The organism is Paraburkholderia sp. (assembly GCF_049581445.1).
In the GTDB taxonomy this organism is placed as follows: domain Bacteria; phylum Pseudomonadota; class Gammaproteobacteria; order Burkholderiales; family Burkholderiaceae; genus Paraburkholderia.
In genome coordinates, this window is record NZ_JBAURZ010000391.1 from 1 (window position 1) to 25,810 (window position 25,810).

The 25,810-nt window shown below is 59.1% G+C and carries 23 protein-coding genes, 1 pseudogene and 1 riboswitch; of the genes and pseudogenes, 13 read left to right on the plus strand and 11 right to left on the minus strand.

Translation table 11 applies throughout. From position 1 onward, the window contains the following. Positions 1 to 299: 3-keto-5-aminohexanoate cleavage protein (locus tag WCA85_RS33640; protein ID WP_424069816.1), on the minus strand; the 299-nt coding region annotated here is incomplete at its 3' end. Between the two features lie 245 nt (positions 300 to 544). On the opposite strand from WCA85_RS33640, the gene WCA85_RS33645 reads away from it, so the two are divergent. Beyond that, a complete protein-coding gene (locus tag WCA85_RS33645) occupies positions 545 to 1,546 on the plus strand; it encodes an AraC family transcriptional regulator (protein ID WP_424069823.1) in 1,002 nt (333 codons plus the stop codon). 52 nt (positions 1,547 to 1,598) lie between these two features. Here the strand turns inward: WCA85_RS33645 and WCA85_RS33650 are convergent, their stop codons facing one another. Continuing rightward, complete coding sequence (locus tag WCA85_RS33650; protein WP_424069825.1) at positions 1,599 to 2,876, minus strand: D-amino acid dehydrogenase; 1,278 nt, start codon at positions 2,874 to 2,876, stop codon at positions 1,599 to 1,601. 146 nt (positions 2,877 to 3,022) lie between these two features. Then, a riboswitch (glycine riboswitch) is annotated at positions 3,023 to 3,113 on the minus strand. 294 nt (positions 3,114 to 3,407) lie between these two features. Here WCA85_RS33650 and speB point away from each other — a divergent pair. Next, positions 3,408 to 4,385: an agmatinase gene (gene speB, locus WCA85_RS33655; protein ID WP_424069827.1), complete on the plus strand. Its 978-nt coding sequence runs from the start codon at positions 3,408 to 3,410 to the stop codon at positions 4,383 to 4,385. An 11-nt stretch (positions 4,386 to 4,396) separates the two neighbouring features. On the opposite strand, the gene WCA85_RS33660 is transcribed toward speB, so the two are convergent. After that, positions 4,397 to 5,320, minus strand: coding sequence for a LysR family transcriptional regulator (locus WCA85_RS33660; RefSeq protein WP_424069829.1), 924 nt, complete (start codon positions 5,318 to 5,320; stop codon positions 4,397 to 4,399). A gap of 229 nt (positions 5,321 to 5,549) precedes the next feature. On the opposite strand from WCA85_RS33660, the gene WCA85_RS33665 reads away from it, so the two are divergent. Beyond that, positions 5,550 to 6,692 carry a branched-chain amino acid ABC transporter substrate-binding protein gene (locus WCA85_RS33665; RefSeq protein ID WP_424069831.1) on the plus strand — a complete coding sequence of 381 codons (1,143 nt, stop codon included), beginning with the start codon at positions 5,550 to 5,552 and terminating at the stop codon, positions 6,690 to 6,692. 24 nt (positions 6,693 to 6,716) lie between these two features. Here WCA85_RS33665 and WCA85_RS33670 read toward each other — a convergent pair whose 3' ends face one another. After that, a complete protein-coding gene (locus tag WCA85_RS33670; protein WP_424069833.1) occupies positions 6,717 to 7,643 on the minus strand; it encodes a LysR family transcriptional regulator in 927 nt (308 codons plus the stop codon). A gap of 265 nt (positions 7,644 to 7,908) precedes the next feature. On the opposite strand from WCA85_RS33670, the gene WCA85_RS33675 reads away from it, so the two are divergent. The 3 genes from WCA85_RS33675 to betA all read left to right on the plus strand — a co-directional run bounded on the left by WCA85_RS33675 (position 7,909) and on the right by betA (position 12,808). Beyond that, positions 7,909 to 9,417: an aldehyde dehydrogenase family protein gene (locus WCA85_RS33675; protein WP_424069835.1), complete on the plus strand. Its 1,509-nt coding sequence runs from the start codon at positions 7,909 to 7,911 to the stop codon at positions 9,415 to 9,417. Between the two features lie 129 nt (positions 9,418 to 9,546). Continuing rightward, positions 9,547 to 11,073 carry a purine-cytosine permease family protein gene (locus WCA85_RS33680; protein ID WP_424069837.1) on the plus strand — a complete coding sequence of 509 codons (1,527 nt, stop codon included), beginning with the start codon at positions 9,547 to 9,549 and terminating at the stop codon, positions 11,071 to 11,073. Between the two features lie 43 nt (positions 11,074 to 11,116). Continuing rightward, positions 11,117 to 12,808, plus strand: a complete 1,692-nt coding sequence (gene betA / locus WCA85_RS33685; protein WP_424069839.1) for a choline dehydrogenase — start codon at positions 11,117 to 11,119, stop codon at positions 12,806 to 12,808. Between the two features lie 216 nt (positions 12,809 to 13,024). Here betA and WCA85_RS33690 read toward each other — a convergent pair whose 3' ends face one another. The 6 genes from WCA85_RS33690 to WCA85_RS33715 form a co-directional block, all read right to left on the minus strand. Further along, positions 13,025 to 13,792: a class I SAM-dependent methyltransferase gene (locus WCA85_RS33690; protein ID WP_424069841.1), complete on the minus strand. Its 768-nt coding sequence runs from the start codon at positions 13,790 to 13,792 to the stop codon at positions 13,025 to 13,027. Positions 13,793 to 13,952: 160 nt separating this feature from the next. Beyond that, positions 13,953 to 14,372, minus strand: coding sequence for a c-type cytochrome (locus WCA85_RS33695; RefSeq protein ID WP_424069843.1), 420 nt, complete (start codon positions 14,370 to 14,372; stop codon positions 13,953 to 13,955). Next, positions 14,365 to 15,933, minus strand: a complete 1,569-nt coding sequence (locus WCA85_RS33700) for a flavin monoamine oxidase family protein (RefSeq protein ID WP_424069845.1) — start codon at positions 15,931 to 15,933, stop codon at positions 14,365 to 14,367. Before WCA85_RS33700 ends, WCA85_RS33695 begins: the two co-directional genes overlap by 8 nt. Positions 15,934 to 16,177: 244 nt before the next feature. Further along, positions 16,178 to 16,492 carry a BON domain-containing protein gene (locus WCA85_RS33705; protein ID WP_424069847.1) on the minus strand — a complete coding sequence of 105 codons (315 nt, stop codon included), beginning with the start codon at positions 16,490 to 16,492 and terminating at the stop codon, positions 16,178 to 16,180. A 405-nt stretch (positions 16,493 to 16,897) separates the two neighbouring features. Next, positions 16,898 to 18,178: a hypothetical protein gene (locus WCA85_RS33710; protein ID WP_424069849.1), complete on the minus strand. Its 1,281-nt coding sequence runs from the start codon at positions 18,176 to 18,178 to the stop codon at positions 16,898 to 16,900. Positions 18,179 to 18,571: 393 nt separating this feature from the next. Then, positions 18,572 to 19,279, minus strand: coding sequence for a glutathione S-transferase family protein (locus WCA85_RS33715; RefSeq protein WP_424069851.1), 708 nt, complete (start codon positions 19,277 to 19,279; stop codon positions 18,572 to 18,574). 127 nt (positions 19,280 to 19,406) lie between these two features. Between WCA85_RS33715 and WCA85_RS33720 the strand changes: the two are divergent. The 6 genes and pseudogenes from WCA85_RS33720 to WCA85_RS33745 all read left to right on the plus strand — a co-directional run. Continuing rightward, positions 19,407 to 19,649 (plus strand): annotated as a pseudogene (locus WCA85_RS33720) (LysR family transcriptional regulator); the annotation flags it as partial. Between the two features lie 130 nt (positions 19,650 to 19,779). After that, positions 19,780 to 20,679, plus strand: coding sequence for a LysR family transcriptional regulator (locus tag WCA85_RS33725; protein WP_424069854.1), 900 nt, complete (start codon positions 19,780 to 19,782; stop codon positions 20,677 to 20,679). Positions 20,680 to 20,813: 134 nt separating this feature from the next. Then, positions 20,814 to 21,488, plus strand: coding sequence for a histidine phosphatase family protein (locus tag WCA85_RS33730; RefSeq protein ID WP_424069856.1), 675 nt, complete (start codon positions 20,814 to 20,816; stop codon positions 21,486 to 21,488). A 22-nt stretch (positions 21,489 to 21,510) separates the two neighbouring features. Continuing rightward, a complete protein-coding gene (locus WCA85_RS33735; protein WP_424069858.1) occupies positions 21,511 to 22,527 on the plus strand; it encodes a phosphotransferase in 1,017 nt (338 codons plus the stop codon). Between the two features lie 41 nt (positions 22,528 to 22,568). Beyond that, positions 22,569 to 23,333, plus strand: coding sequence for an SDR family oxidoreductase (locus tag WCA85_RS33740; RefSeq protein ID WP_424069860.1), 765 nt, complete (start codon positions 22,569 to 22,571; stop codon positions 23,331 to 23,333). Between the two features lie 69 nt (positions 23,334 to 23,402). After that, positions 23,403 to 24,647 carry an acyl-CoA dehydrogenase family protein gene (locus WCA85_RS33745; protein WP_424069862.1) on the plus strand — a complete coding sequence of 415 codons (1,245 nt, stop codon included), beginning with the start codon at positions 23,403 to 23,405 and terminating at the stop codon, positions 24,645 to 24,647. A gap of 171 nt (positions 24,648 to 24,818) precedes the next feature. Here WCA85_RS33745 and WCA85_RS33750 read toward each other — a convergent pair whose 3' ends face one another. Beyond that, positions 24,819 to 25,154: a hypothetical protein gene (locus WCA85_RS33750; protein ID WP_424069864.1), complete on the minus strand. Its 336-nt coding sequence runs from the start codon at positions 25,152 to 25,154 to the stop codon at positions 24,819 to 24,821. 8 nt (positions 25,155 to 25,162) lie between these two features. Here WCA85_RS33750 and WCA85_RS33755 point away from each other — a divergent pair, with 8 nt between their 5' ends. Next, entirely contained in the window at positions 25,163 to 25,675 is a 513-nt protein-coding gene (locus tag WCA85_RS33755; RefSeq protein ID WP_424069866.1) for an AMP-binding protein, read from the plus strand. The last annotated feature ends 135 nt before the right edge of the window (positions 25,676 to 25,810 follow it).

Below are 25,810 nucleotides of genomic sequence, written 5' to 3' on the forward strand. Positions count from 1 at the left end.
AACGAGATCGAGCCGCCAACCTGGATGATCATGTCGGGCACCGCAGCGCGCACGCCCGCGATCAGCTCGTTGAACTTCGACAGCCGCTTCGAGCCCTTGCCGTCCAGTTCCCGAACGTGCAGGTGCAACACCGTAGCGCCCGCTTCATAACAGTCGACCGCCTTCTGGATCTGCTCTTCCATCGTCACCGGAATGTCTTGCGGAAAGTCCTCGGGCATCCATTCCGGGCCGTATGGGGCAGTGGTGATGACTACCTTATCCTGATTCTCAGGGTGCAGCGAATCGTCGAGGAATTGCATCGTGTTCTCCAAGTGGGGGACGGTATTCCGACGTTTGCGGCACATCTGGCCGCATCAAAACTGGTCGGAATATGATGAACCGTTGAGATGCACAATACGGCAATCCTCCGTTACACTTTTGTGATTGGGCGCCATCGTTTTCGCATTTCATGCCACTGCGCGTTAACACGAGTATTCGCGCACGGAGGGCATTTTTGTTAAGGGAGGGTGTGGGCAGTCCATAAGATGCTTGCGGAGGCGTAACGATGGAATCGATGCTGCGGTCGGTAGCCATGAGCGGCTATTTCGATGTGGCGCGGCGGGTCGGACTGAACCCGGTGGAGCTTGTGCAACAGGCCGGCATCGACGCCGCGGCACTTGCGAATCCAGACGATCGCATTCCGGTAGCCGCTGCCTGCCGACTGCTGGAACGCACGGCCGAAATGGCGTCGTGCCCGACGTTCGCTCTGCAGATGGCCGAGACCCGGCAGAAGTTCGGTACGGGCGTGGTGAATGTTCTGCTCGCCCACAAGCGCACATTGCGCGAGGTGTTGCTCGCGACAGCCGAATACCGGCATCTGTTGAACGAAGCCCTGGCTGTGTACGTCGAGGACGTGGGCGAAACGGTGACCATCCGTGAAGAACTGGTCGTCGAACCGTGTACTCCAACGAATCAGGCGATCGAACTTGCAGTCGCTGTCCTCGGGCGCCACTCCAGTGCCTTGCTCGGTGATCACTGGAAACCACGCTCCGTCCATTTCGTTCATCAGGGACCGAAAGACCTGACGTTTCATCGACGATTCTTCGGTTGTCCGCTGGTGTTCGGCAGCGATTTCAATGGCTTTGTGTGTGCGGCTGCCGAACTCGACTATCCGAATCCTGCCGCTGACCCGGAACTGGTGAAATATGCCGAGAGCCTCGCGGATTCGCTCAACGTGACGGGTGTGGATTCGACCGCGCTGGAAGTGCGCAAGGCAATCTATTTGCTGCTGCCCCTCGAGCAGGCCACCGTCGAGCTGGTTGCCCGCCATTTACGGCTGAGTGTTCGCACCATGCAGCGCCAACTCGAACTGGCGCAAACCAGCTTCTCGCGTCTGGTTGAAGAAGTCAGGCGCGAACTTGCCGTGCGCTATATGAGCAATCCACGCTATCCCATCGGGCGGGTTTCAGCACTGCTAGGCTATTCACAGCAGGGTTCTTTCACGAACTGGTTTAATTCACGCTTTGGCGTGACGCCGCGTGACTGGCGCAGCAGCCATTTGAAATAATCGCGCTGCGCCTTGGGCCTTCAAACGTTTCTACGGTTGTAGCAAGCGCTTGTCAGACGTTGACCGGCAGACCTTTTTGCTTTGTCGCGGGCTTCACGCTCGTGAAGGTGGGCATACTACCAGCCACGAGTTCGGCAACAGCTTCCGCAGTCGCTGCCGAGAGCGTCCACCCTAAATGGCCGTGTCCGGTATTGTAGAAAATGTTGCGTCGACGACCGGAGCCCACCTTGGGCAACATGCCCGGCAGCATGGGGCGCAGGCCAGCCCACGGAATGACGCGCGCCGTCGACATGTCGGGGAAATGCGTACGCGTCCAATTGACGAGGGGCTGGATTCGGTCCGAGCGGATGTCACGGTTTATGCCGTTCAGCTCAGCCGTTCCAGCAACCCGGAAGCGATCAACGCCGAGACGGCTGGTGACAATCTTGGCGTTGTCGTCAAGCAGGCTGACCCAAGGCGCGGCCTGCTGGCTTTGTGCATCGTCGAGGCACACCGTGATCGAATAGCCCTTCACCGGATAGACGTTCACGTGGTCTCCCACATACGCGGCTAGCGCACGACTTCCGACACCCGCACAAATCACTACCCGGTCGAAGCTATCCGTATCAGTGTGACTTTCGCGCGTGGAAGCAATCCTCAATTCACCCTCCGGGTCCTCGAAGATGGACTGCACGCTCGTGTCGTAGCGGAACTCGACACCCAATCGCACGCAGGCTTCGGCAAGACCACGCGTGAACTTATGAATGTCGCCGGTCGAATCGGATGCGGTGAAGAAGCCGCCATGAAACTGCCCATGGAGCGCCGGCTCGAGGGCGCGGATTTCGTCGGGCGTCACCGGGCGCCGGTCAAGGCCGCCTTCACGTAGCAATGCATTGACCTTCGTCGCTGCTTCGAACTCCTTACGGGTGGCATAGAAATGCAGGATGCCACGTCGCTCAAGGTCGAAATCGATGCGCTCCCGCTCCGCGATCGAGAACATATGCTCACGGGCAGCAATGGCGAGCCGCACTGTTTCGATCGTGTTGCTGCGATAGTTTGGAATCTGGCGCAGGAACTCGCCGATCCAGCTGTACTTGTGCCAGCTTGGCCGCGGATTCATGAGCAACGGAGCGTCGCGGCTAAACATCCAACGTAGGCCTTTCAGCACTGTAGAGCGGCTGTTCCAGACCTCGGCGTTGCTGGCCGATAGTTGTCCGCCGTTGGCAAATGACGTTTCCATTGCCGCATAGCGATGACGTTCGAGGACGGTGACGCGGTAACCGCGCCGGGCGAGGGCGTAAGCGGTGGTGACGCCCGTAATTCCGGCGCCAATGATGGCAATATGGGACATGACATGGTCCAGTGTTCGTTGAGCATCGCCGGCCGATGTGTACCGGCGCCAATGCCCCATCTGTCCATGTACCTGAGAGTTTCGCGATTACCGGTTACGGAAGTCGCTCCCCTTCGGTGGGCGCGTATGCGCCGCTCTCCAGATGTTCTCGCTGCACGGTCCTTTTGCCTGAGAGTTTCCGGGGCGGTTGCTCCGTCGGCGTCGTCGCGAATGGACGATCTCTCCCGTGCTGCGTTGTAGAACAGTGCAAGGCTACTCGCTCAAAGAAACGACAGCAAGTCTTTTCAAATCGACAGTCAACTTCCCGCTCCGGTGCGCGAGCGGCCCAATCGCGGTTTGGCGACTCTGAAAATCGCTTCGTATTTTACCGAAGTGTGTTTCTGATATTTGGCATTTTCCCGGTGAATTTGTTTGCATAGACTCCGTTCCAGATGCACCGCTAGCTCGTCATAACGGACGACGCATTGGCGGTCAAGAAGGCGCCCGGTGCGCCGTACCTATCTGAACCGACAACAGGACGAACGCAATATCATGTCTGACAACAGCTACGAAACCGGTCGCCTCAATTTGCCCTTCGTTGGAATCTGCACGTTCGCGAAGTCGCCGCTGTGTCTCGACTGGGACAAAATCGATGCGGACGTCGCGGTGATGGGCGCTCCTTTCGACTGCGGTACGCAGTGGCGGGCGGGTGCAAGGTTCGGTCCGCGCTCGATCCGGGATGCGTCGACGCTATTCTCATTCGGACACGGCGGCGCATACGACTTCGAAGACGACGTCGTCTACCTGCCCAGCAACGAGGTTCGCATTGTCGATATCGGTGATGCGGACATGGTGCACACCAACACGGAGAAGAGTCACGCCAACATCGAGTACGGCGTGCGCAAGATCCTGGCGGCGGGCGCATTGCCGGTGGTGATGGGAGGCGATCACTCGATCAACATTCCGTGCATCAACGCGTTCGAAGGTCAGGAGCCGTTTCACATCGTCCATATCGACGCCCACCTCGATTTCGTCGACGAGCGCCATGGCGTGCGCTATGGCCACGGCAATCCGCTGCGGCGTGCGGCGGAAAAAAGCGTGGTATCGGGCATGACGCAAATCGGTATCCGCAACGTGTCGTCTACTGCTCGCGAAGGCTATGCACAGGCACGCGAGATGGGTTCGGACATTATCTCGGTGCGCGATCTGCGGCGTCTCGGCATCCAGGGCGTCCTGGACCGTATCCCGAAGGGCGTGCGCTATTACCTGACCATCGATATCGATGGCTTCGATCCGTCGATTGCGCCCGGCACGGGTACCCCTAGCCACGGCGGCCTGCTGTATTACGAAGGACTCGAACTGTTCGCTGGCCTTGCCGAACAGGGCGACGTGATCGGCATCGACCTCGTGGAAGTCGCGCCCGACTACGATCACTCGGGTTCGACGTCGATCCTGGCGGCGCAACTTCTGCTGAACACGATTGGCCGTGTGATGCATCAACGCAAAGTCAAACGAAGCCGTTCCCGTTAAGTTGCCGTTAGCTATTTGCCGCTGCGCGCGGCGCGGCTCACTCCCTTGGCCGCCGCTCGTAGCTGAGTGCAAAAGGCCTGCACGACCCGTGCCGATCTGGAGCCTTTACGCGTGATGATCTGAAAGTCCAGATGTGTCACATAGTGTTCGGAATCGATGCGGGCCAACAGACCGCCGTCTACCCACGGCTGCGCATAGTGAGGCGGCAGAAAGCCGATGTAGTTGCCGGACAGGATGAGCATTGCGCGGCCTTCGACGTTGTCGACCGAGGCCGCGGCCTGCGCCATGTGCAGCAACTTGAGTTCCTGGCTGCCGAGGTAGGCGCGAGCAGCGAGGCGCTGTTTGCTGAGTACCGATACCGGGACACGGCCGCTTGCCCGCTCGTATAACGAGTGTGTCGACGCGCAGTAGAGACCCTGCTCCTCCCGATAGAGTGGCAGGTACTCGAGACCGGGAATCTGCGCGGGAAATGGCCCCACGGCCAGATGCAGGCGCCCGTCCAGCACGTGCTGCTCCATGCTGCCAGGCGTATCGATCTGCACATGCAGGCGGACGTCGGGCGCCATCTGGCCGAACTCCCGGATCGCTGCCGGCAGCGGCGAGTATTTGTCGGTCAAGGTCGCTTCGATCATGCCGAAGCGCAACACACCAGAAAGCTGATTGCGCAATGTACCTGCTTCCATCTGAAACGTATCCACCGCACCGAGCAGACGTTGCGCGGCGGCGTGCAGCTCCGCCCCTTCGTCTGTCAATCGGAAACCCGCGCGTCCGCGCTCACACAGTCGTAGCCCGAGGCGTGTCTCCAGTTGCGACATGTATTCGCTGATGCTCGATGCGCCAATGTTGAGAATCGGTTGCGCCGCGGCGAAGCCGCCGCAACGGACGATGGTTTCGAAGATCCGCAACAGCTTTAGATCCGTGTCCTGAACTTGCATCGTGCCGTCCCCCGGTTACTTCGGAAATTACCGAAATGTGTTTCATCAATGGTGCATTTTATTGGGGAATTTGGCTACCCAGAATTGCTGTCAACTCCACCGCCGTGGGTTCCATAAAGGCAAAACGGACGGCGGGGTCCCAATGGGATGTTTTCCAAGCCAAAGCGCAACGCGTTCGCCGCATCCGGCGGCAGGGCGATTTGATACATCACGATGTGAGGAGAGCACGATGAAGAAAATGATCGCTAGAGCAAGCTGGTTGACGGTAGTCGCTTTGAGCATGGTGCCGGTGCACGCCGCGACCGGCGAGCAGGTGGTAAAAATCGGTTTGACCGGACCCTTGACTGGCCCGCAGGCCGCCATCGGCAAGGACGACGAAAACGGCGTCAGGATGGCGATCGAGCGTCTGAATGCCGAGGGGCTGGTGATCGGCGGTCAGAAGACCCGCTTCGAACTGGTCTCGCAAGATGATGCTGCCGATCCGCGTACCGGTATGACGGTTGCGCAAAGCCTGGTCGACGACAATGTGAAGGTCATTTTTGGGCCTTTCAATTCAGGCGTCGCGATTCCGATTTCAAACCTGGTGAATGTCGCGGGAATCGTGATGGCGACCGTGGCGTCGAACCCGTCGATCACGCAGCACGGCTATCCGTTCGTGTTTCGCATCTCTGCCAGCGACACACAGCTTGGCAGCCGCATGGGCGAATTTGCGGCAAAGGAGTTAAAGATCAGGCGTATTGCAGTGATCGATGATCGGACAGCGTACGGCCAGGGGCTGGCCGACGAATTTATCAATGCAGCCAAGGCCAACGGCATTGAGATTGTGGATCGAGAATATACGACCGACAAAGCGACCGACTTCGTCGCAATCCTCACACACGTCAAGGGCGCCAACGCGGAGGGGATTTTCTACGGCGGCTACTACGCGCAAGCCGGGGCGCTGCGCAAACAGATGAAACGTCTCGGGATGAACGGCTACCTGCTTGGCGGCGATGCCATGTGCAACGCCGAACTGGCGAAACTCGGCGGCGATGCGATCGATACGCGCGTGTACTGTCCGCAAGGCGGCCCCGTGCTCGATCAAACTCAGGCAGGACGGCAGTTCAAGGCGGAGTACAAGCAACGCTTCAACACAGATCCATTGACTTACAGCGCAGCGTTGTACGATGGCATGAACATCGTCGCGCAGGCCATGCAGAAAGCCAATTCGATTGAACCGGCACAGTATCGTGCTGCGCTCGCCGGCATCGATTCTCAAGGGGTTTCAGGGCACTATCGATTTAACCAGAACCGCGATCTGAAGGACTCGCCAATCACTATCTATACCTATCGAAACGGTGAGCCAACGCCGCTGGCATCTTCCCAGCCGTAGATTGAAGCGGACGCGTCGTAATCCCTACGCCGCGTTCGCTGCCTGCTGGACCAGACGGTAGCTTTCCATCAGGTCCATCATGAATACCTGCAGGATGGTAGGGGGCAAAGCGGCCCGCTTCGTGATTGCGCAGAATGGCCACTGCGTGCCGAACTGGTCGGGGCAGATCTGACGCATTTCGTCGCGCGCAACCCATCGGGCAGCGTAATGGATCGGCAGAAATCCGATGTACGCGCCCGACAGAATCAGGATGGCTTGCGCCTCGATGTTGTCCACGGTCGCGGCGGCTTTACTGACGCTGAGCATTCGCAGGTCATGCTGTTGCAGATAGCCGCGTGCGACCACCCGGCTGGACGCGACGGCCTGTTTGAGTGAGGCCTCGTCGGGCCAGAGGCCTGCGAGCACATGATGCTTGCCGCAGTACAGGCCGTCCGGTTCGTCATAGAGGTCGGTGTAGGTGAGCCCTGGTACGTGCAGCGGAAAATGCCCGACTGCGATGTGCAACCGGCCATCGAGTACGCGCTCCTCCAGCTCGGCAGGCATGCCGACGTAGACATCCAGATGCACGTCGTGTCCCCTCGATACGAACGCCTGCAGTGCCTGCGGCAGCGGTGAAGCCGAGTCGGTCACCGTGTTGTCGATGATGCCGAGGTACAGCCTCCCCGAGACGCACTTCTTTAGCGCGTCGGTATCGACACAGAAGTTTTCCACGGCCAGTTGCAACCGCTGCGCCGCCTCGTACGTCGCCACGCCGTGTTCGGTAAGACGAAAGCCGCTGCGCCCCCTCTCGCAAAGCTTGAGACCCAGGCGCGTTTCGAGTGTCGTCATCTGTTCGCTGATGGTCGACTGGCTGACGTTCAGGCTTGCCTGGGCGGCGGAAAAGCCGCCGCACCGCACCACCGTCATGAAAACCCTGAGTAGCTTGAGGTCCACGTCCTGCAACTGGATCACCGTCGTCGCTCCTTTTGTACCGCTTGCTTCGATATTTCCGATATGAAGATCTGATCCACGTGATTTTTTCCCGCGGCCGTGTCGCTCATAGTCTCTCAAAAGGCGGCGCTGCCACAAGCCACGTTTATATCGACGTTCGCCGATGATCCTCCCGACGATCTCGTCAGGAGCCCGCCAAAGCGTCGCAGCATCAGGCGCATTCACGCGCACGAAACTGGCCCACCAGAGGCCGTGTAGCAGTTAATCCGTAACACAGGAGACAATGATGGATAAAGTCGTACAAAATTATCTGGAGACGTTCGGGATTCGCGAAGAGACGCAACGGTTTCTCACCCGGCCGCAGAAGATGTTCATTGGGGGTGCCTGGGTTCCTCAAGGCGACCGCGAGTCCTGCGCGGTGCTCGAACCGTCCACCGGGGGCATGATCACGCACATTCCCTTGGCGACGAGCGCCGATCTGGATTGCGCGGTCGAAGCTGCTCGCAAACAGTTCGACGGGGGACCGTGGCGCAAGCTCAAGCCCCTCGAGCGTGAACGACTGCTCCATCGCCTCGCCGATCTGATCGAAGCGAACGCAACGGAGTTGGCCGAGATCGAATCGATCGATGTAGGCAAGTCTGTCGCCAATGCGCGTGACGTCGACGTTCAGGGCACGATCGACACCTTCCGCTATTTCGCCGGGTGGGCGTCAAAGCTCCACGGCCGCACGGTCGAACCCTCCCTGCCTGGCGATTACGTTGCCTACACGCGCAAGGAACCGATTGGTGTCATCGGCGTCATCGTCCCTTGGAACTTCCCGCTGCAAACGATGGCGTGGAAGGTGGCGGCCGCGCTCGCCGCGGGTTGCACCACCGTCATCAAGCCGGCCGAGCTCACGTCGCTGTCTACGCTTCGCTTCGCCGAGTTAGTGCATGAGGCCGGGATCCCAGACGGCGTCGTCAACGTCATAACGGGGCGAGGGCGCGATATTGGCGCGGCTATGGCCGCCCATCCGGGTATCGACAAGATCACGTTCACGGGTTCCACCGAAGTGGGCCGCACGGTCGGGCACACCGCCGTGGGTGGCATCAAACGCATCACGCTCGAACTGGGTGGCAAATCGCCGGTGCTGGTGCTGGATGACGCCGACATCGAGGCGGCCGCGCAAGCCGTAGCAAACGGCATCTTCTTCAATTCCGGACAGGTGTGCGATGCGGGTGCGCGGGTTTACATCCAGCGCGGCATTCACGATAAGTTCGTTGATGCGTTGATCGAACACACGCGTCAGATGAAGATCGCACCGGGCCTTGATCGGGATTGCTTCATCAGCCCGCTCGTTTCCGCGCTTCAGAAGGATCGAGTCGAAACGTATATTGAAGCCGGTCGGCGCGAAGGTGCGGAAGTGGCGTATGGTGGCCACATACTGGATCGGCCAGGCTACTTCGTTGAGCCGACTATCTTTGCGCATTGCCGCAGCGAAATGAAGATTGTTCGCGAAGAAATCTTCGGTCCGGTGCTAGTGACCGCGCCTTTTGACGATATCAGCGACGCGTTGTCGCTGGCGAATGACTCGCCATACGGTCTCGCCGCCGCGATTTACTCCAATGACCTGAACCGCGTGCATAGACTGATTCCAGAATTGCGCGCCGGCACGGTCTATGTCAATGCGCACAGCACCATCGACCCGTCGATGCCATTCGGTGGATTCAAGGAATCCGGCTTTGGCAAAGACCTCGGCCCCGAACAACTCGATCATCTGATGGAGAGCAAGGCAGTCTGGATCACGCTGCACTGAGCCGCCAATCCGCCGACGGCATCCCAATCGAACGTAGCCCAGCGGGCGCGTGGCGAGCGGGTGTTGCGGCATGGCATGCACGACCGGTCTATTCTCATTCCATCAACCTCTCATTCAAGTCAGGGGTACATGATGCAAGCAGCAGACGAAACAGTGAAAGGCACCGTAGCCGGGGTTGAGCACGGCGCCATCGAAGGCCATTCGATAGACTTTATTCCGGATAACGAACGAACCGACAGGCTATCCAGGCAGGGGCCTTTCTGGTTTTTGGGCAATTTCACTTTCTTTACCATGACCATCGGCTTTGTCGGTCCCAGCATTGGACTGAGCGCGCTGTGGACCACGATAGCCGGCACGCTGGGCATCATGTTCGGCACCTTGTTCATGGCCTTTCATGGATCGCAAGGTCCTCATCTTGGCCTACCGCAGATGATTCAGTCGAGAGCGCAGTTCGGCTATCGCGGGGTCATCGTCGTGCTGTTGGCAACGCTATTCGTGTTCGCCGGATTCAACATCGTCAACCTCGTGCTGATGATGCAGGGCCTCAAAGCACTGTTCAACTGGGACCCCGTCAAGGTAGCGCTCGCTGTGACCTTGCCGGCTTCGATTCTGGCGATTCTCGGCCACGACTGGATGCACCGGAGTTTCAAATGGGCGTTGTATCTGTCGCTGCCCCTTTACGGACTCGTCACGGTGGCCGTGCTGATGCATTGGGTGCATGACGTGCCGCCCGCAGCTGTCGCGCCGGGCGCCGCACCGACGCCACCGCTGGGCTTCGGCTGGATCGCTTTCATCGCGCAGTTCGCAGCGGCCGCCAGCTACAACATCGCCTACGCACCCTATGTATCCGACTATTCGCGCTACCTGCCGAAAAACACACCGAGCGGCAAACTGATTGCGGCCGTGTTCCTGGGCGCATCGCTGTCGGGGGCGTGGATGATCGCGATTGGAGGCTGGCTGGCAGATCATCTGCAGGCGACCGATGTGCTGGTCGCGTTGAACCAGGTGGGTAACGACCTCGCACCGGGGATGGGCAGCGTGGTGGTTGGCGTCACGATCCTGGCATTTCTGCCGGTTATCGCGATGAACATATATAGCGCAAAACTGACGGCTATCACCGCAGTTGATTCATTCCGGAAGGTCCAGCCGACTCCCAGAACTCGCATTCTCGCGATTATCTTCGTGGTGATCCTTCAGCTTGGCGTGGCCCTCAGCATCTATACCTCGGGTAAGGGTCTCTCCGTCCTGAATATTTACCTGGTCGTCATGCTGTATTTTCTGGTGCCCTGGACCGCTGTCAATCTGACGGACTACTTTTTCGTTCGCAAGGGTCGGTATGCCATTCCACACTTCTTCCTGCCTCACAACAACCTGTACGGAACATGGGGCTCGCGCGGTCTGATTGCTTACGCGATTGGTTTCGTTTCGATGATTCCTTTCTTCTGCGTGCTCGACGGCGCTAACGAGGTGTATGTCGGGCCGATTGCCCGTGCGATGGGTAGCGTCGATCTGGCCTGGCTGGTTGGCCTGTTCGTCTCAGGTCTTGCGTATTACGCGTTGTCACGCTCGCTCGATCTGAAGCACGAAGAGTCTGTCATCGCCTCGATCGAGAAGACATCACCGCAATACACCACCGGCGACAAAGGTCGCTACTGAACCACAGACGACCCCGTCAAGATCCACGAGGCAGGCAAATATCATGGCTACCGAACAATTCGATTACATCATAGTTGGCGCTGGATCGGCCGGATGTGTATTGGCCAACCGGCTCACCGAGGACCCGGCGGTCCGTGTTCTGGTGCTGGAATACGGCGGAAGCGATCGCAGTGTCATCATTCAGATGCCGAGCGCGTTTTCCATGCCGATGAATACTTCCAAGTACAACTGGCGCTATCAGACCGCCCCCGAAGCCCATTTGAATGGCCGCCAGTTGCATTGCCCGCGCGGCAAGGTGCTGGGTGGATCGTCGTCGATCAACGGCCTCGTTTATATGCGCGGCCATGCATGCGACTTCGACGAATGGGAGGAATTGGGTGCGCGAGGCTGGGGCTATCGCAACTGTTTGCCGTATTTCCGGCGCGCTGAGACCTACAAGTTCGGTGGCGATGAGTACCGGGGGGCAGCCGGACCGCTGTGCACGAACAACGGCAACAACATGGCGAATCCGCTATACGGCGCCTGGATCGAGGCAGGCGCAGAGGCCGGATACATCAAGACAGAAGACTGTAATGGCCATATGCAGGAAGGTTTTGGCGCAATGCATATGACCGTCAAGGATGGTGTGCGCTGGTCCACCGCTAATGCTTACCTTCGCCCGGCAATGAAGCGGCCCAATCTGACTGTGGTGACGAATGCGATGACCCGCCACGTGATTCTCGAGGGCAAGCGCGCGGTTGGAGTCGAGTACGATCAGGGCGGAAGCACGCACGTTGTGCGATGTCGTGCTGAAGTATTGATCGCCTCAGGCCCGATCGGTTCGCCTCACCTGTTGCAACGCTCCGGAATTGGCCCCGCCGACGTGCTGCGCAAAGCGGGGATCGAGGTCAGGCATCACTTGCCCGGCGTGGGCGAGAACCTGCAGGATCATGCGGAAATCTATATTCAGTATGCTTGCAAGGAGCCCGTCACCCTCAACGCGAAAATGGACCCGTTCAGCAAATTCATGATCGGGCTAAGGTGGCTCCTGTTCAAGGATGGTCTGGGTGCCAGCAACCATTTTGAGGCCGGCGGATTCATCCGCTCGGAAGCGGGTTTGCGCTGGCCTGACATCCAGTTTCATTTCTTGCCGGCCGCCATGCGCTATGACGGCGACAAGCCGTTCAAGGGACACGGGTTCATGGTATTGACCGGACCGAACAAGCCTAAGAGCCGAGGCTACGTCAGGACGATGTCGGCAGATCCCTATACGCATCCGGAACTCCGCTTCAACTATCTGGATCGCGAAGAGGACCGCGAGGGCTTTCGGCGCTGCGTCCGGTTGACCAGAGAAATCATCGGGCAGCCGGCGATGGACCGCTTTCGCGATGCTGAACTGGCTCCCGGCTCGCACGTGCAAACGGATGAGCAAATCGACGCCTTTGTCAGGGCGAACCTGGAAAGCACGATGCATCCGTGTGGTTCGTGCCGCATGGGGGAGGATGACATGGCGGTGGTCGATTCCGAGTTGCGGGTTCGTGGCATCGAGGGATTGCGAGTCATCGATTCATCGGTATTTCCGACCGAGCCCAATGGCAACCTGAACGCACCGACGATCATGCTCGCCGAACGCGCGTCCGATCTGCTTCGCGCGGTCTCAATGCTCCCCGCGTCCGACGCGGATGTGGGCCTGGCCGAGGGATGGGAGACACGGCAACGTACGCACGCGCCGACGCGAAATCTGTTTGTCGAGTAGGTTGATCGCCGGGGCGTAGAAGGGGGGGGACGCCTTACGGCACGCGCGCAAACGCCCGCCGGGACCGTGGTTGCACGGCCGGTGCGCAAGCTCGTCGTGGCGGGGGGGGGGAAGCATCGTCGCGCGAGATGGGATGTTGCTATGAAAGAAGTCGGCCACAGTCATTCGCCTCGGCCGCGAAAAATACGCGGCCGAGGACAGAGTACATCTTAGGCGTTAAGCGCGTGAAAGCAAATAGTAACCAAAACCAAGAGTCGCGCGCCCCCATTGCAAGTAGGCGCTATGCCAATCCTGCATGCGTTTTGAGAACGCCGCCGCATCGGGATCGTCAGGATTCGCAGCCAGATATTGCATCATCGCGTTGCAATAACGGCCTTCGTATTCGTCCCACTCGTCATCGCTACTGGTTGCGGTCCACAGCAGGTTATAGCCAAACTTGCTCGCACGCTGAGCGTTCTCTGCATGAGAAACAAATTCGTCGGCTGTACCGCCAAGAACATCCAGATAGCTTTGCGAGGGTGGCTGCTTCCAATACCCTTCTGCGACGAGCAAACGGCCATTAGGCTTCAGCCAGTCGAAGGCAACACGCAGGCACGCATCGAACGAACCGAATGCATGTGTAGACCCAACGCAAAGAACGGCGGTGTATCCACTGTCTGGCCGAGTGTGCTCCAGCAAGGGGGCGTTGATCAGGCTTAGCCGTGAATCGTTTGGAAACTCCTGCGCAAACGCTGTTCGCGCCTCGATCAAAAAGCGCTGATTGATATCGACCCCGACACCGCGTGCCGGCGACACGCTGAGCACATCTCGCAGTAAGGTTGCCTTACCGCATCCGGCATCGAGCACAATATCATCTGCGGAGAAATCGGTACTGAGGCTTCGAATCAGCCCGCGAGCTTTGTACTGCGACAGCGGGCTCAGGTAACTGTGGTTGCTATGGGCGATTGTGGAGAAGCGGAAAGGCTCGTAGTTCGTGATGGTCATGATTCGCTTGCGAAAAGGTATTGGTGGTTTCTTTCAACATCGTTTCGCAGAGCGCTTTCATACACGAACCTCCTGAATGGTTGTCGTTGTGAACTGGCTGCAAGGATACACAGGTTGTCAAAATGAGCAAAAGTTCTTTACGGGCGAAGGTCCGTTTTATTCAGCGCAAAGCTCTAACCTGGCTCGGCGTGACACTTTCGGCAAATCGATTGCCAAAATGGGTTCTCGTGTAGTTGACGACAGCGGCGACCTGATCGTCATTCATCGCGTCGCCAAACGATGGCATCCCCTTTCGGCCGTGCAGTACATTGACGATGACGTAGGGTGCTGCTTCAACTGCCGGGTCGTCAGCTAGCGCCGGGTAGTGACCCGCGCCCTGTGCGCCTTTTCCATCCGGCATATGGCATCCCGCGCAGGTAGCGTTGTAAAGCGCTTCGCCGCTTTTTTCAGTGAAACGGTAGCCCGGCGAGATCGTGAAGGTGCGTGGTGCGTCCTGTGCCAGGGCCTGAACTGACGCCGTCGCGGCTCCCATCAGCAAGGCCATCAGCATGACGCTGACGATCAGCACCGGCCTATCCATTGACGATTCTCCGATGCAACCGGGTGATCGCATCCAGTGACGACAGCACGGCGCCTTCCTGCCATGCCGGGATATGGGAAGCGTGCTCTCCGGCAAGGACGATCCGTCCGTCGATCTGACAAAGATTCGCGTAATGGGCTTTTCTCAACGCATCTGTCCATGCGGCGAAGCAGCCGTTCGTGAACGGAGATCGGCTCCAGCTCATCGCGAAGCCATTCTGGTACTCGCTCGCGTACTGCGGATGAATCTGGCTGCCCTGGCTCAACGCCACCGCGATCCGTTCCGCAGGGGGCAGCGCGCCCATCTCATAGCTGGCGGGCCCCCACATGTAGGCGCCGAGCAGCACTGCAGGACCGGTCGATCCGTAACCCGATGCCGGATAGCCGATTGTCGAGATCGGCAGGTCAGTTTGCGTGATGCCGCCGTAGATCTGCTCGTCTTCTTCCCAGAATCGCCGGCCGAATTGCAACCCGACTTTAACCGACGTCTGGTAGGACACCGCGTCGATCGCGGCGCGCATGGCCGGCCCGACCGCCATGTCGATCTGACTCAGAATCGAGAGCGGGATGGTGCACACCAGCCAATCGGCGTGCGCGTTCCGTTCCGTCCCGCTGGTCGTATCGGTATAGCGCACGGTGACGCCTTGCTCGTCCTGCGAGATGGCCGTGACTCTGGCGTTGAATACGACGTCGCTCGCGACCTGCGAATAAAGCGCATGGGCGATCCTGTCCATCCCGCCGACGGGCTGGAAAATGGTGCTCTGGAAGTCCTGCTCATTTCCAGACGAGAGCCATTGCCACAAACGCGAGGCAAGCAAGGGGTCACGCGGGAGCAGATCCGACGGCACGGCCGCGGGCATCAGCCCACCGCCGTGCGCGGTCGCGAATCCACGGCGCGCACTGCTTCGTCCGTCCGCCTGATAGCGACCATCCCGACCAAGCGCACCCCATTGGCGCAGGGATTCGAGTAGCAGATGCGCATCGTCGACTGACAACTCGTCATCGAGTGCGTCCTTGCGGATTGCTTTGGAAAGCAGCTCGGCGATATAGCCTTGATAGTCGGTCTGCACCTCGCGGAATCGTTGCGGCTTGCCACCGAAAGCTTCCGTCGAATGCAGGTATGCGTTGTAATTGACCTGGATGAACGGCTCGAGCGGCACCTTCAGGCGTTTTGCATAGTCGAGTACGCCCTGGTGGTGATACGGAATGCGCCACGGTCCTGGGTTCAGATAAAGCCCGTCAGCGAAATCGCAATACTGGGTGGCACCGCCGAGTTCTGTATAACGATCACCGCCCCTGACCGTCCAGGCCCGACCACCCGCGCGATTGTTGTACTCGAGCACCTGGACGTGGTAGCCCGCATTCCTCAGCTCAAGGGCTGCGACGAGGCCAGCCATGCCCGCGCCGAGCACGAGAATTCGCGTTCCTTTGGGCGCACCCTCGAGTCTGATCGGCCCGGCGTAGGTCGAGGTAGCGGCGAACCCCAACGTGCCCATGCCTTGCATCATGGCGGCCGCGCCGAGGTTCCTGCCGATCAGCGTCAGCAGGTGCCGACGGCTCATCGCATTTGTGGTCATTCTCGGCATAAGGACGTGGTGCCGATTGTCGAAGGCGAACGCTCGTTCATCGGCCGTAAGCGTGTCGTTAGCCTTGCAATTGCCCCAAGGCCCCAACGCTAACGACAACGCCCTGTCGGACACGGCAGATCACCGCAACTGACAGTCGGCCGTGAAACAACATCGAACGCCATCGCGCGCCGGAACGACCGTTTTCTCAACGATCGGCGGCTCGCCCAGACAAACCCTCTTAATGGGCCCCTTCCTCATAGACTGTGAGATAGTTCTTCACGGAATTCACACCGGGCACCTTGCCAGCAACTGTGGCGGCCGTTTCGATGTCGCTTGCGTTGGTCACTTCTCCGTCGAGGCCTACGTCACCGTGCTTCGCGACAACGCGAATATCGGCGACATCAATCTTCGCGTTCTCGAGAGCTTTCTCAACGTTGTGCTCCAACTGATGATTGGCCTTGCGAGCCGCCACGCGGCCCGCGTGAGCGCTTGGCGCGGATGATTGTGCGAAAACGTTCATCGCTTGAGTGCCGAGCACAAGTGCAGCGGACATGGCAGCTACGGAGATCAATTTTGCTGGGATCGATTTCATGGTCAGACTCTATGGTGGCGGAATTTATGAATGTCCAGCAGAAGGCCTGGACTCTTCTGGGATACTTCGGCCCGCAAGGGCGAGCCAGTCACGCGACTCAAGATAGATCATGCATGCACGACAAGCGATCGGCGTTCGGCATAAACGGATGTTTTCGCATTCGCACGACACTGATGTACAACCTCGTCCGATCAACTGGATGTAGTTGATCATTTATTTCAAAGCATGTAAAGAACGGCGCTTGATAAAACTGAAGTCGGTTTCCTGCGGAAAATTGAATCCGATCTCCTCGCGCGCCACTTCTCTTGTAGCGGCCCATTGCACGCGTGAGTGAGCCTACCCGGCGGCGCATGCGATTGAATGCGCCTACTCCCATCCCTGATACCCGGCTGGCTGCGCCGAATTGCCGTAGCCGGCGGGGTACTGCCGCCGCAGTTCAGGCGGCGTGTACATCTCGTTATATGCGGGATAGGAGGGCGGCCGGGCCACTATGACGACCTGCTGGGCCGCGGCCTGAGCGGGCGGCCGAGGTACGTAGGTGGACTGCGCGTAAGCCGGTTGGTACTGAGCGGGCGCGTACTCGTTATTAGCCTGAACGGTTCGAGGCGGCGGGGGCGGCGGCGCGTATTCCCGCCCGGAGTACCCACCTGACTCCTGAGGCTCTGTTGGCGTCTGGCTATAGGCCGGTGCCCCCACGTATTGCTGGGGCTGCTGATTCTGATATTGCCGGGATTGCCGATTCCGCGCCGCTTGAGTTCCTTGCTCCGCGGCGTTTTGTGAGTCCTCACTGGCCTGCCGGTACTGCGGCACCGCCCGCTGAGCGTTCTGCGAATCGCGACTCCGCGTCACCTGCGTGTCGTCGTCATTGTCCGATTTTGCTTCCGGCAATGCTGTCACGGCCTGCGTTGGAATCAGTATCGGCGGCTCGGACTCGACGGCGAACAGCTTCGGCGGCGTAGTCCGCGTAGAAACCTGCTTCAGAGCCGCAGCTTGCACTTCAGCCCGCTTAGGCGGCGCGATCTGCACCGAAGCCTGCTTCAACGACGCGAGCGGCGTAGAGACCCGCCTGGGCGCCACAGACTCGACTTGCGCGTAAACATGCTTCTGCGGCGCTGGCGCGACTTGCGCGGGAACGTGCTTCAGCGGCCCAGGTTCGGCCTGTACGACGATCTGCCTGGACGCCGTGGCGCGCGCTGCAGCAACCCGCTTCGGCGATGTGGCCGGCGCGGATACTTGCTTCGCCGGCGTGACCGGCGCGGATACTTGCCTTAGCGGCGCGGCTTGCGCTACGACTCGCCTTGGCGGCGCAACCCGTTCGGCAACCGGCTTCGGCGATGCGGGCATGGCTTGCGCGGCAAGCTGCTTCTGCGGATGCTTCACCTCGTCAGCCAAGGTCGTATAGGATTTCGAGTCTTCCCTGGCGCGCGCGTTATAGCCGATGAAATACGCGTAGCGCAGGTCTTTCAGGTGCGCCTGATTGTCGGCGTTGGCGGAGATGCGTTCCTCGCCGGGATCGAGAGATGCGTCGACGGTCGAGTCTTCGTAGGCCGAGGCTGCAGCGTCATCGGCATGGGCGGATTCGGGATGCAGCGCGCCCACAGAAGACATCAGCGCGGCGGCTACCGCGACGAGCATTTTTTTTTCCATACTTTCACCTCGGAATTCCGTGCGACCGACCGCGTGGGATTCTCCAATCTCCGGACCGGACTTTCAGTCGCGCTTCCGGGATATCGACTCTTTTTAGCACGTCCTGAAGGGTCGTGGATAATGTTTCCGGGTATAACCCAGGCGAAAGACCCTATGCCAAACTGCCATGGCAGTACCGACGTTTCCGATCCGGAAATTTTTGCCTGCCCCGGCGACCATGACACGCATCCGACGACTCTGGATCATTAGCCGCAAGCCGATTGACGCATGGAGAGTTGGAAGATATCTCCTTGTAGCGCCGATGCTGTGCACACGGTTGTCCGCAAGATTCCTGGTCGGCTTCGTTTCCGTATGCCGGCCCTACGTCCACGCCGTCCGCTATGACGGCGTATTTCAGCTGAGTATCTCTGGATAATTCGAGGGGAACAGCGCGCGCCTGGTCTCCTCGTCGTTCACTTTCTTGAATGCGTGGTCCTGACCGACTGCACGCGCTCGTGCAACAGCCGGCCGCGAATCGATACGCTCGAACCAGTTTTTTAGATTGGGAAAAGCAGCGAGCGGAACTTCCTTTCCTTTGAGGACCCTCGCGGCTCGGTCGAGCCAACCCCACGCCGAAATGTCCGCGATCGTGTAATCAGCCCCAACCAGATAGGTGCGCCCCGACAAATGACGATCCAGTACCCGGTAATGCCGTTCGACCTCGCGTAGGTAGCGATTCACCGCGTAATCAAGCCCCTCCGGAGCCGCGTACTGAAAGTGCACGGCTTGCCCGGAGAAGGGGCCTACGCCGCTGGCAATGAACATGAGCCATGACAGCAATTCGGGCCGATCTTCGGGTTCACCGACGAACCGACCGTTTTTGTCCGCCAGATACAGCAGGATGGCGGTCGAGTCGAATACTCGTGCTTCGGTGCCGCCGGGTCCATCCGTATCGACGATCGCTGGCACCTTGCCGTTTGGATTGATGGCGCGAAATTCCGGGGTATGTTGCTCGCCCTTGCTTGTATCGACCGGCACGACCTCGTACGGCAAGCCCGCTTCTTCCAGGAACAGCGCGACCTTGGCGGGGTTGGGCGTCGGATGGAAATAAAATCTGATCATGATGTCTTTGTCTCGCTGACGGGATGATTTCTGGGAAGGCTCGCAAGCCGCAGTACAGGTCGAACGAAAGCGGGTTGATTCGTTAATGTGTGTTCTGGCCGGCCTGCGGCTTCGCTCGTAGCAAAGCATACGCCAAAGCGATGGGCTTCTGGCCTTCGAGGCGGCGGCGCGGTATGGCACACTCGAACGAGCGGCCGACGAGCTGTGCGTGACCGGAAGTGCTGTCGCCAAGCGGGTTGCCAGCGTCGAGCAGTTGCCTGGCGTGCCATTGCTGGACAGATGTGGAAAAACATTGGCGCTGACCGATGTCGGCAAAGAGTATCTTCAGGATGTCGGCGGTCCCCTTCGGTTGCTCGCAGTGGTGCCGATCGCTTCGGTTGGGCCGGAGATTCTCGCGCCTCATCATTTACCGCGGCTTTAGCCATCTTTGCGGCGTCGATGCGTGTGTGTGAACATGAGGAGCAGGACATGCAGTTCAAATGGCATCGGGGAATCTGATAATGGGACTGTCAAAGGTCGATCTGAATCTCTTCGTTGTTTTCGAAGCCGTCTACAGAACGCGAAACCTGACGCGTGCAGCGGAGCTGCTGTTCATCACTCAGCCTGCTGTCAGTAATGCGTTGGCGCGGATGCGCAAAGCATTCGACGACCAGCTTTTTGTCAGTACGTCGGCCGGCATGGTGCCGACTCCCGTTTCGGAAAACATCATTGGCCAGGTTCGTGAGGCGCTCCAGTTGCTTGACTCGAGTACTCACGTCGGAGGACGCTTCGACCCCGCGACCTCCGAGCGCACGTTTCGACTCAGCATGACCGACCTCACGGAGGCGCTCCTTCTGCCCGCACTGGAGGAAGTGCTGCAGCGACTGGCGCCTGGCATTCGTATCGAAAGCTACTTCACCACGCGCAAAGAGGTCCCGGAAGCGCTAGCCACTAGTGCGATCAATCTTGCAATCGACGCACCACTGATCGACGATCCGAACCTCGAGCAGGAGCCGCTGGGTCGCGACCGGTATGCATGCATGCTGCGTCACCATCATCCGTTTGCCAGGAAGAAGCTGACTATCGATGACTACCTCAGTTTTGGCCATATTCATGTATCAAGTCGCCCCCAGGGTCCGGGTCTCGTCGACGCGGAACTGAACAAGCTGGGCCACAGGCGATCGATTCAGACGCGGGTCCAACACTATCTGGTCGCCCCGTTGATCGCAATGCGCACCGATCTCGTCCTCACGGCCCCACTGATGCTTCTTCAGCGGTATGACGCACGCATCCTCGCGCTGCCGTTCGATCTTCCGGATCTCGAGTCTCATTGCTACTGGCATCGAAGCGTGACAGAGGACCCGGCGCATCGTTGGCTGCGCGAGCAGGTTGGCCGCCTCATGCGGGAAATGAACCCGTAGCCGGACTTACGGGCCATACATAGGGGGCATAGGTGCCTGGTGTCACGAAAATCTATAGCCGACTATCACAACAATCAATTTCCTGAATGACGTCGAGCTGGGTATTCTGCTAGCTATGTTGCAGCGAGGACGGCATGGCAGAACTCTATCTTGTACGGCATGGTCAGGCGTCCTTCGGCGCTGAAAACTACGACGAGCTATCACCTTCCGGTTATACCCAATCACGTTGGCTCGGTGAGTACTTCGCGCAGGCGCAATTGCGCTTCGATCGGGTTGTCATTGGCACGATGCAGCGGCATCAGCAAACGGCCGATGCCATTCTCGCCGCAATGGATGGCCCGCAAGTCGAGATCGCGCATGACGCGGGTTTGAACGAATACGATTTCCACGCGTTGTTCGCGGCACTCGGCGAAGGGGAGTTGCCTTCGGTTCTGTCTGCCGGAAGTTCAAAGAAGGATTTCTACAAAGGGCTCCGGCACGTGCTGCAGCTTTGGGCCGATGACCGCTTGCCAGGCCGCGTTCCAGAGACATGGCAGCAATTCCAGGCGCGTGTGGCGCGCGCACGTATCGACATCCAGCGGGGTGGCGGCAGGCGCGTTCTGGTGGTGAGTTCGGGTGGTCCGATTGCGGTCACTGCGCAACAGGTTCTGCAGGCGCCTGATGCGACCGCGATTGCACTGAACATGCAGATTCGGAACAGCAGCGTTTGCCAATATGTCTTCAACGACGGCGCGATGTCGCTAGTCAGTTTTAATTCGGTGCCTCATCTCGAACGCGCCGAGCGGCATGAATTTGTCACCTACGGCTGACCTCAATCGGGATTCCTGTTACATGAACCACAGCTTTCAGTTCGACACCGAAGATCTCGCCCGTTATCTGACGGCGCACGTACCCGGATTTCAAGGGCCGTTGTCCGTCGAGAAGTTTCCTGGCGGACAATCCAATCCAACGTTTCTTTTGAAGGCGCAAAGCGGTCGCTATGTGCTAAGGCGCCAACCTCCCGGCACGCTGCTCAAGGCCGCCCATGCCGTGGATCGTGAGTTTCGCGTAATAGCTGCGCTGGGACGAACACAGGTGCCTGTCGCCCGCGCCTGGCACCTTTGCGAGGACCGCGACGTCATCGGTAGCCTGTTTTACGTCATGAGCTACGAAGACGGCCGAATTTTCTGGAATCCGGCGCTGCCCGAAGTGCCCGTCGACGAGCGCGGCTCGATCTACTACGCACTGCTCGCCACAATGGCGGCTCTCCACGACGTGGATATTGACGAAGTCGGATTGTCGGACTACGGTCGCCCAGGCAACTATTTCGCGCGTCAAATCGACGTCTGGACCCGGCAATATCGCGCCGCGCAGACCGATAGTCTGGAGGCGATGGAGTCGCTGATCGAGTGGCTGCCTGCCCACTGTCCAACGGAAGCCGGAAAGCCTTCGCTCGTGCATGGCGATTTCCGGATCGACAACCTCATTTTCGTGCGCGATGCACCGCAGGTTCGCGCTGTTCTCGACTGGGAGCTATCCACGCTAGGCAATCCACTGGCTGATATTGCGTACTTCTGCATGTGTTTGCGGCTCCCGCCCGACGGTCATATCGCCGGACTCGAGGGCTTGAATCGGCGGGCTTTGGGTGTGCCGGACGAGACGTCGATTGTCGAGCGATATTGCGAGCTACGGGGAATTTCGTCGGTTGAGAACTGGAACTTCTACCTGGCGTTTAGCTTCTTCCGGCTCGCGGCTATCGCACAGGGCGTGAAACAGCGGGCCTTGAGTGGCAATGCGTCCAATGAAAAGGCGCGACAGGTGGGGGAGATGGCCGGGGTGCTGGCGAAGATGGGCATTGAGCTGATCTGAAGACAGAAAGAAACTGGAACGTAGACATCTTGGAGACGATTGTGACTACTAATTTATTTGATCTTGATGGAAAGATTGCTCTGGTTACGGGCGCCAGCCGAGGTATCGGTGAGGAGATCGCCAAACTACTCGCGCAACAGGGTGCCCATGTAATTGTGTCGAGCCGAAAGCTGGAAGATTGCGAATCTGTGGCGCGCGAGATCAGGGAAGCGGGCGGGAGCGCTGAAGCGTACCCGTGCCATGTCGGGCGTGTCGAGGACATTCTCGCGATCTTCCAGCATATTCGTGCGCGGCATGGCCGTCTGGACATCCTCGTCAACAACGCGGCGGCAAATCCGTATTTCGGTCATATTCTCGACACCGATCTGTTGTCGTTCGACAAGACGGTTGAAGTCAACCTGCGCGGTTACTTCTTTATGTCCGTCGAGGCGGGCAAGTTGATGCGGGAGCGAGGCGGCGGTGCGATCGTCAACACGGCTTCGGTCAATGCATTGCAACCTGGCGACAGGCAGGGAATTTATTCAATTACCAAAGCCGCGGTTGTCAACATGACAAAGGCATTCGCGAAGGAGTGCGGGCCGTTGGGGATTCGAGTCAATGCGCTGCTCCCGGGATTGACCAAAACCCGATTTGCGGGGGCACTGTTCGAAGATCAGGCCACCTACGAAAGCTGGATGTCGCGCATCCCACTGCGGCGTCACGCGGAACCTCGGGAGATGGCGGGTACCGTGCTTTATCTGGTGTCCGACGCTGCGAGCTATACCAATGGAGAGTGCATCGTCGTCGACGGCGGACTGACGATCTAGTCAGTCGGTCGAGGCACGCTGCTGGCCGATAAGTCGGCAACATTAATCAGATTTATGGAAGAGTAAAAAATGGACTTTGCATATAGCCCGAAAGTCGAAGCACTGCGCACACAGGTGCGTGCATTCATGGACGCTCACATCGTTCCGCGCATCCGGCAATGGCACGAGGAAGTGAGTGCGGGTCAATATCCGGTTTCCTTTATGGAGACCCTGAAGGAGCAGGCCCGTGAAGAGGGTTTGTGGAATCTGTTTCTCCCACATCTGCGCGATGGCGAGCCCGGTACGCGCCTAACCAATCTCGAGTATGCCCCCCTGGCTGAAATCATGGGGCGGGTGCCATGGGCATCGGAGGTGTTCAACTGCAATGCGCCGGACACCGGCAATATGGAACTGCTCCATATGTTTGCCACGCCAGATCAGCGCGAACGATGGCTCAAGCCTCTTCTAGACGGCAAGATCCGCTCCGCGTTTGCGATGACGGAGCCGGCAGTAGCCTCCTCGGACGCGACCAATATCATGACGTCGTTTCGTCGTGACGGAGATGACTATGTCATCGACGGCCGGAAGTGGTTCATCACAAATGCCGCGCACCCGAATTGCACGTTCTTCATTGTGATGGGCAAAACGGATCCTGATGCGCCGAGCCACCGTCAGCAGAGCATGATTCTCGTGCCCCGCGATACACCTGGCGTCAGGATGATCCGCAATATCACGGTGGTCAATCACCTGGCACCGGAAGGACACTGCGAGATCGAATTCGAAGGCGTACGCGTCCCCCGGTCGAATCTCCTCGGCGAAGAGGGCAGCGGCTTCGCGCTCGCGCAGGCGCGCCTTGGACCGGGACGGATTCACCACTGCATGCGTTCAATCGGCGCAGCGGAACTTGCGCTCGAATTGATGGTGGAACGGGCCCAGGCACGCACGGCATTCGGAAAGAGGCTGCATGAACAGGGCACGGTTGGCGAGTGGATTGCGAAGTCCAGAATCGAAATCGATCAAGCAAGGCTGTTTGTCCTCAAAGCCGCATGGATGATCGACAACGTGGGGGCGAAGGAGGCGCGCAAGGAGATCTCGATGATCAAGGCGCTCGTGCCGGGTGTTCATACCGCCGTTTGCGAGCGGGCGATACAGGTGTTTGGCGCGATGGGGCTCAGTCCCGACACGCCGTTGGCCGATAGCTGGACGTGGGGGCGGGCGTTACGGTTCGCAGACGGCCCGGACGAGGTTCACTTGCAGAACATTGCCCGAATGGAAATCAAGGCAAAGCCGTTTGAACCGGGGAAGGACAATCCCTACCTGACGGCGTCGTTGTAATGCATGGCGCCCGTTTCACAGGGTGAGCTTGCGGAGGAGCCCTGGCGGTGAGCGTCGTGCGTACGCTCATCGTTTAGGCCCTCTAGCAAGGTCAATTACCCGCAGTGCTTTGCGCTTTCTCCGCCAGGCGCAAGGTGTGCCAATGCGATGTCCGGTCCGTTGACCGGGCGACTAGCACTCACCAGCAGATGCCGCCAGCAGGGATCGCGTTTCCTCCGATGGCGCTGCGGTGAGTATGCTTTCGAAGGTGTCCATCAGGCTGGACACGGCGTATTGCGGCGACCAGAGCCCCCCCGAATCGCCATTGTCCCGACTGGCTTCCCACGCTGCCAGTGCGGCATTGCCGTAGATGCCGACGAGCGACAACCGGTGATCGACTATCGCCGGCTCAATCGGGGAAAGCAGGTTCGGGAGCAGGGCATTGCAGCGCTGATAACCCAGATTCCACTTGTTTTCCAGCGCCTCCCGCAAGAACGCGCGGTTGTTCAACTGCAAGTTGGCGATCATGCGGATGTATGTCGCCTGCCCAGTACGATCCGCCAGATCAAGCATCGGAAAGAGCAGCGCGCCTAATAGCGCTCGCACGTTTGAATCTCGCGGACGTCGACAGGTTCGACCTGAGTTCTATTGCATACCTGAGCGGCGGTGGTGCCGCGATGCCGCAGGCTGTCGCGCAGCAGATAGAGGCGCGTTGCGGCATCCCGTACGTGGAAGGGTATGGCCTTACCGAGACGATGGCGACGACCCATATCAATCCGCCGAAGCACAGCAAGCAACAGTGCATGGGGGTGCCGGTCTTCAACACGGGCGGGATTGACATGTTGTCTGCCGACGTGGGCGATCTGCTTTGCCGCGTTCCCAGGGTTATCCCTCCCGCCTCGTCAACGCGATGGAATAAGGCGTGCCGCGGTAGTCGATGCGTTCGCGGGGCGGAATGTAAATTATCTGGCAGTTGTGCTCGATCTTTCCGGGCAACGTGTGGTTGTGGGCACAACGCATTGACCGGAGCCAGTGCGGTCGAAGGATGAGATTTTCGCCGGGTCGGCTAGTTGGTCAGATCGTTTCGGCCCATCGAGCCACGCAACAAGATATCAGGCACTCGTACGCAGCCGGCAATAGTTGAACTGCAGATGTGGCTAACATATTTCGTAGTACGACATAAT

What these genes read in the sequence shown, in the direction of transcription:
- WCA85_RS33735 (WP_424069858.1), top strand. Translation starts at nt 21,511, where the DNA reads ATGAACCACAGCTTTCAGTTCGACACCGAAGATCTCGCCCGTTATCTG.
- WCA85_RS33745 (WP_424069862.1), top strand. Translation starts at nt 23,403, where the DNA reads ATGGACTTTGCATATAGCCCGAAAGTCGAAGCACTGCGCACACAGGTG.
- WCA85_RS33730 (WP_424069856.1), top strand. Translation starts at nt 20,814, where the DNA reads ATGGCAGAACTCTATCTTGTACGGCATGGTCAGGCGTCCTTCGGCGCT.
- WCA85_RS33660 (WP_424069829.1), bottom strand. Translation starts at nt 5,320, where the DNA reads ATGCAAGTTCAGGACACGGATCTAAAGCTGTTGCGGATCTTCGAAACC.
- WCA85_RS33675 (WP_424069835.1), top strand. Translation starts at nt 7,909, where the DNA reads ATGGATAAAGTCGTACAAAATTATCTGGAGACGTTCGGGATTCGCGAA.
- WCA85_RS33690 (WP_424069841.1), bottom strand. Translation starts at nt 13,792, where the DNA reads ATGACCATCACGAACTACGAGCCTTTCCGCTTCTCCACAATCGCCCAT.
- WCA85_RS33750 (WP_424069864.1), bottom strand. Translation starts at nt 25,154, where the DNA reads ATGATCGCCAACTTGCAGTTGAACAACCGCGCGTTCTTGCGGGAGGCG.
- WCA85_RS33665 (WP_424069831.1), top strand. Translation starts at nt 5,550, where the DNA reads ATGAAGAAAATGATCGCTAGAGCAAGCTGGTTGACGGTAGTCGCTTTG.
- betA (WP_424069839.1), top strand. Translation starts at nt 11,117, where the DNA reads ATGGCTACCGAACAATTCGATTACATCATAGTTGGCGCTGGATCGGCC.
- WCA85_RS33650 (WP_424069825.1), bottom strand. Translation starts at nt 2,876, where the DNA reads ATGTCCCATATTGCCATCATTGGCGCCGGAATTACGGGCGTCACCACC.
- WCA85_RS33700 (WP_424069845.1), bottom strand. Translation starts at nt 15,933, where the DNA reads ATGAGCCGTCGGCACCTGCTGACGCTGATCGGCAGGAACCTCGGCGCG.
- WCA85_RS33755 (WP_424069866.1), top strand. Translation starts at nt 25,163, where the DNA reads ATGTCGCCTGCCCAGTACGATCCGCCAGATCAAGCATCGGAAAGAGCA.
- WCA85_RS33705 (WP_424069847.1), bottom strand. Translation starts at nt 16,492, where the DNA reads ATGTCCGCTGCACTTGTGCTCGGCACTCAAGCGATGAACGTTTTCGCA.
- WCA85_RS33715 (WP_424069851.1), bottom strand. Translation starts at nt 19,279, where the DNA reads ATGATCAGATTTTATTTCCATCCGACGCCCAACCCCGCCAAGGTCGCG.
- WCA85_RS33710 (WP_424069849.1), bottom strand. Translation starts at nt 18,178, where the DNA reads ATGGAAAAAAAAATGCTCGTCGCGGTAGCCGCCGCGCTGATGTCTTCT.
- WCA85_RS33725 (WP_424069854.1), top strand. Translation starts at nt 19,780, where the DNA reads ATGGGACTGTCAAAGGTCGATCTGAATCTCTTCGTTGTTTTCGAAGCC.
- speB (WP_424069827.1), top strand. Translation starts at nt 3,408, where the DNA reads ATGTCTGACAACAGCTACGAAACCGGTCGCCTCAATTTGCCCTTCGTT.
- WCA85_RS33680 (WP_424069837.1), top strand. Translation starts at nt 9,547, where the DNA reads ATGATGCAAGCAGCAGACGAAACAGTGAAAGGCACCGTAGCCGGGGTT.
- WCA85_RS33645 (WP_424069823.1), top strand. Translation starts at nt 545, where the DNA reads ATGGAATCGATGCTGCGGTCGGTAGCCATGAGCGGCTATTTCGATGTG.
- WCA85_RS33695 (WP_424069843.1), bottom strand. Translation starts at nt 14,372, where the DNA reads ATGGATAGGCCGGTGCTGATCGTCAGCGTCATGCTGATGGCCTTGCTG.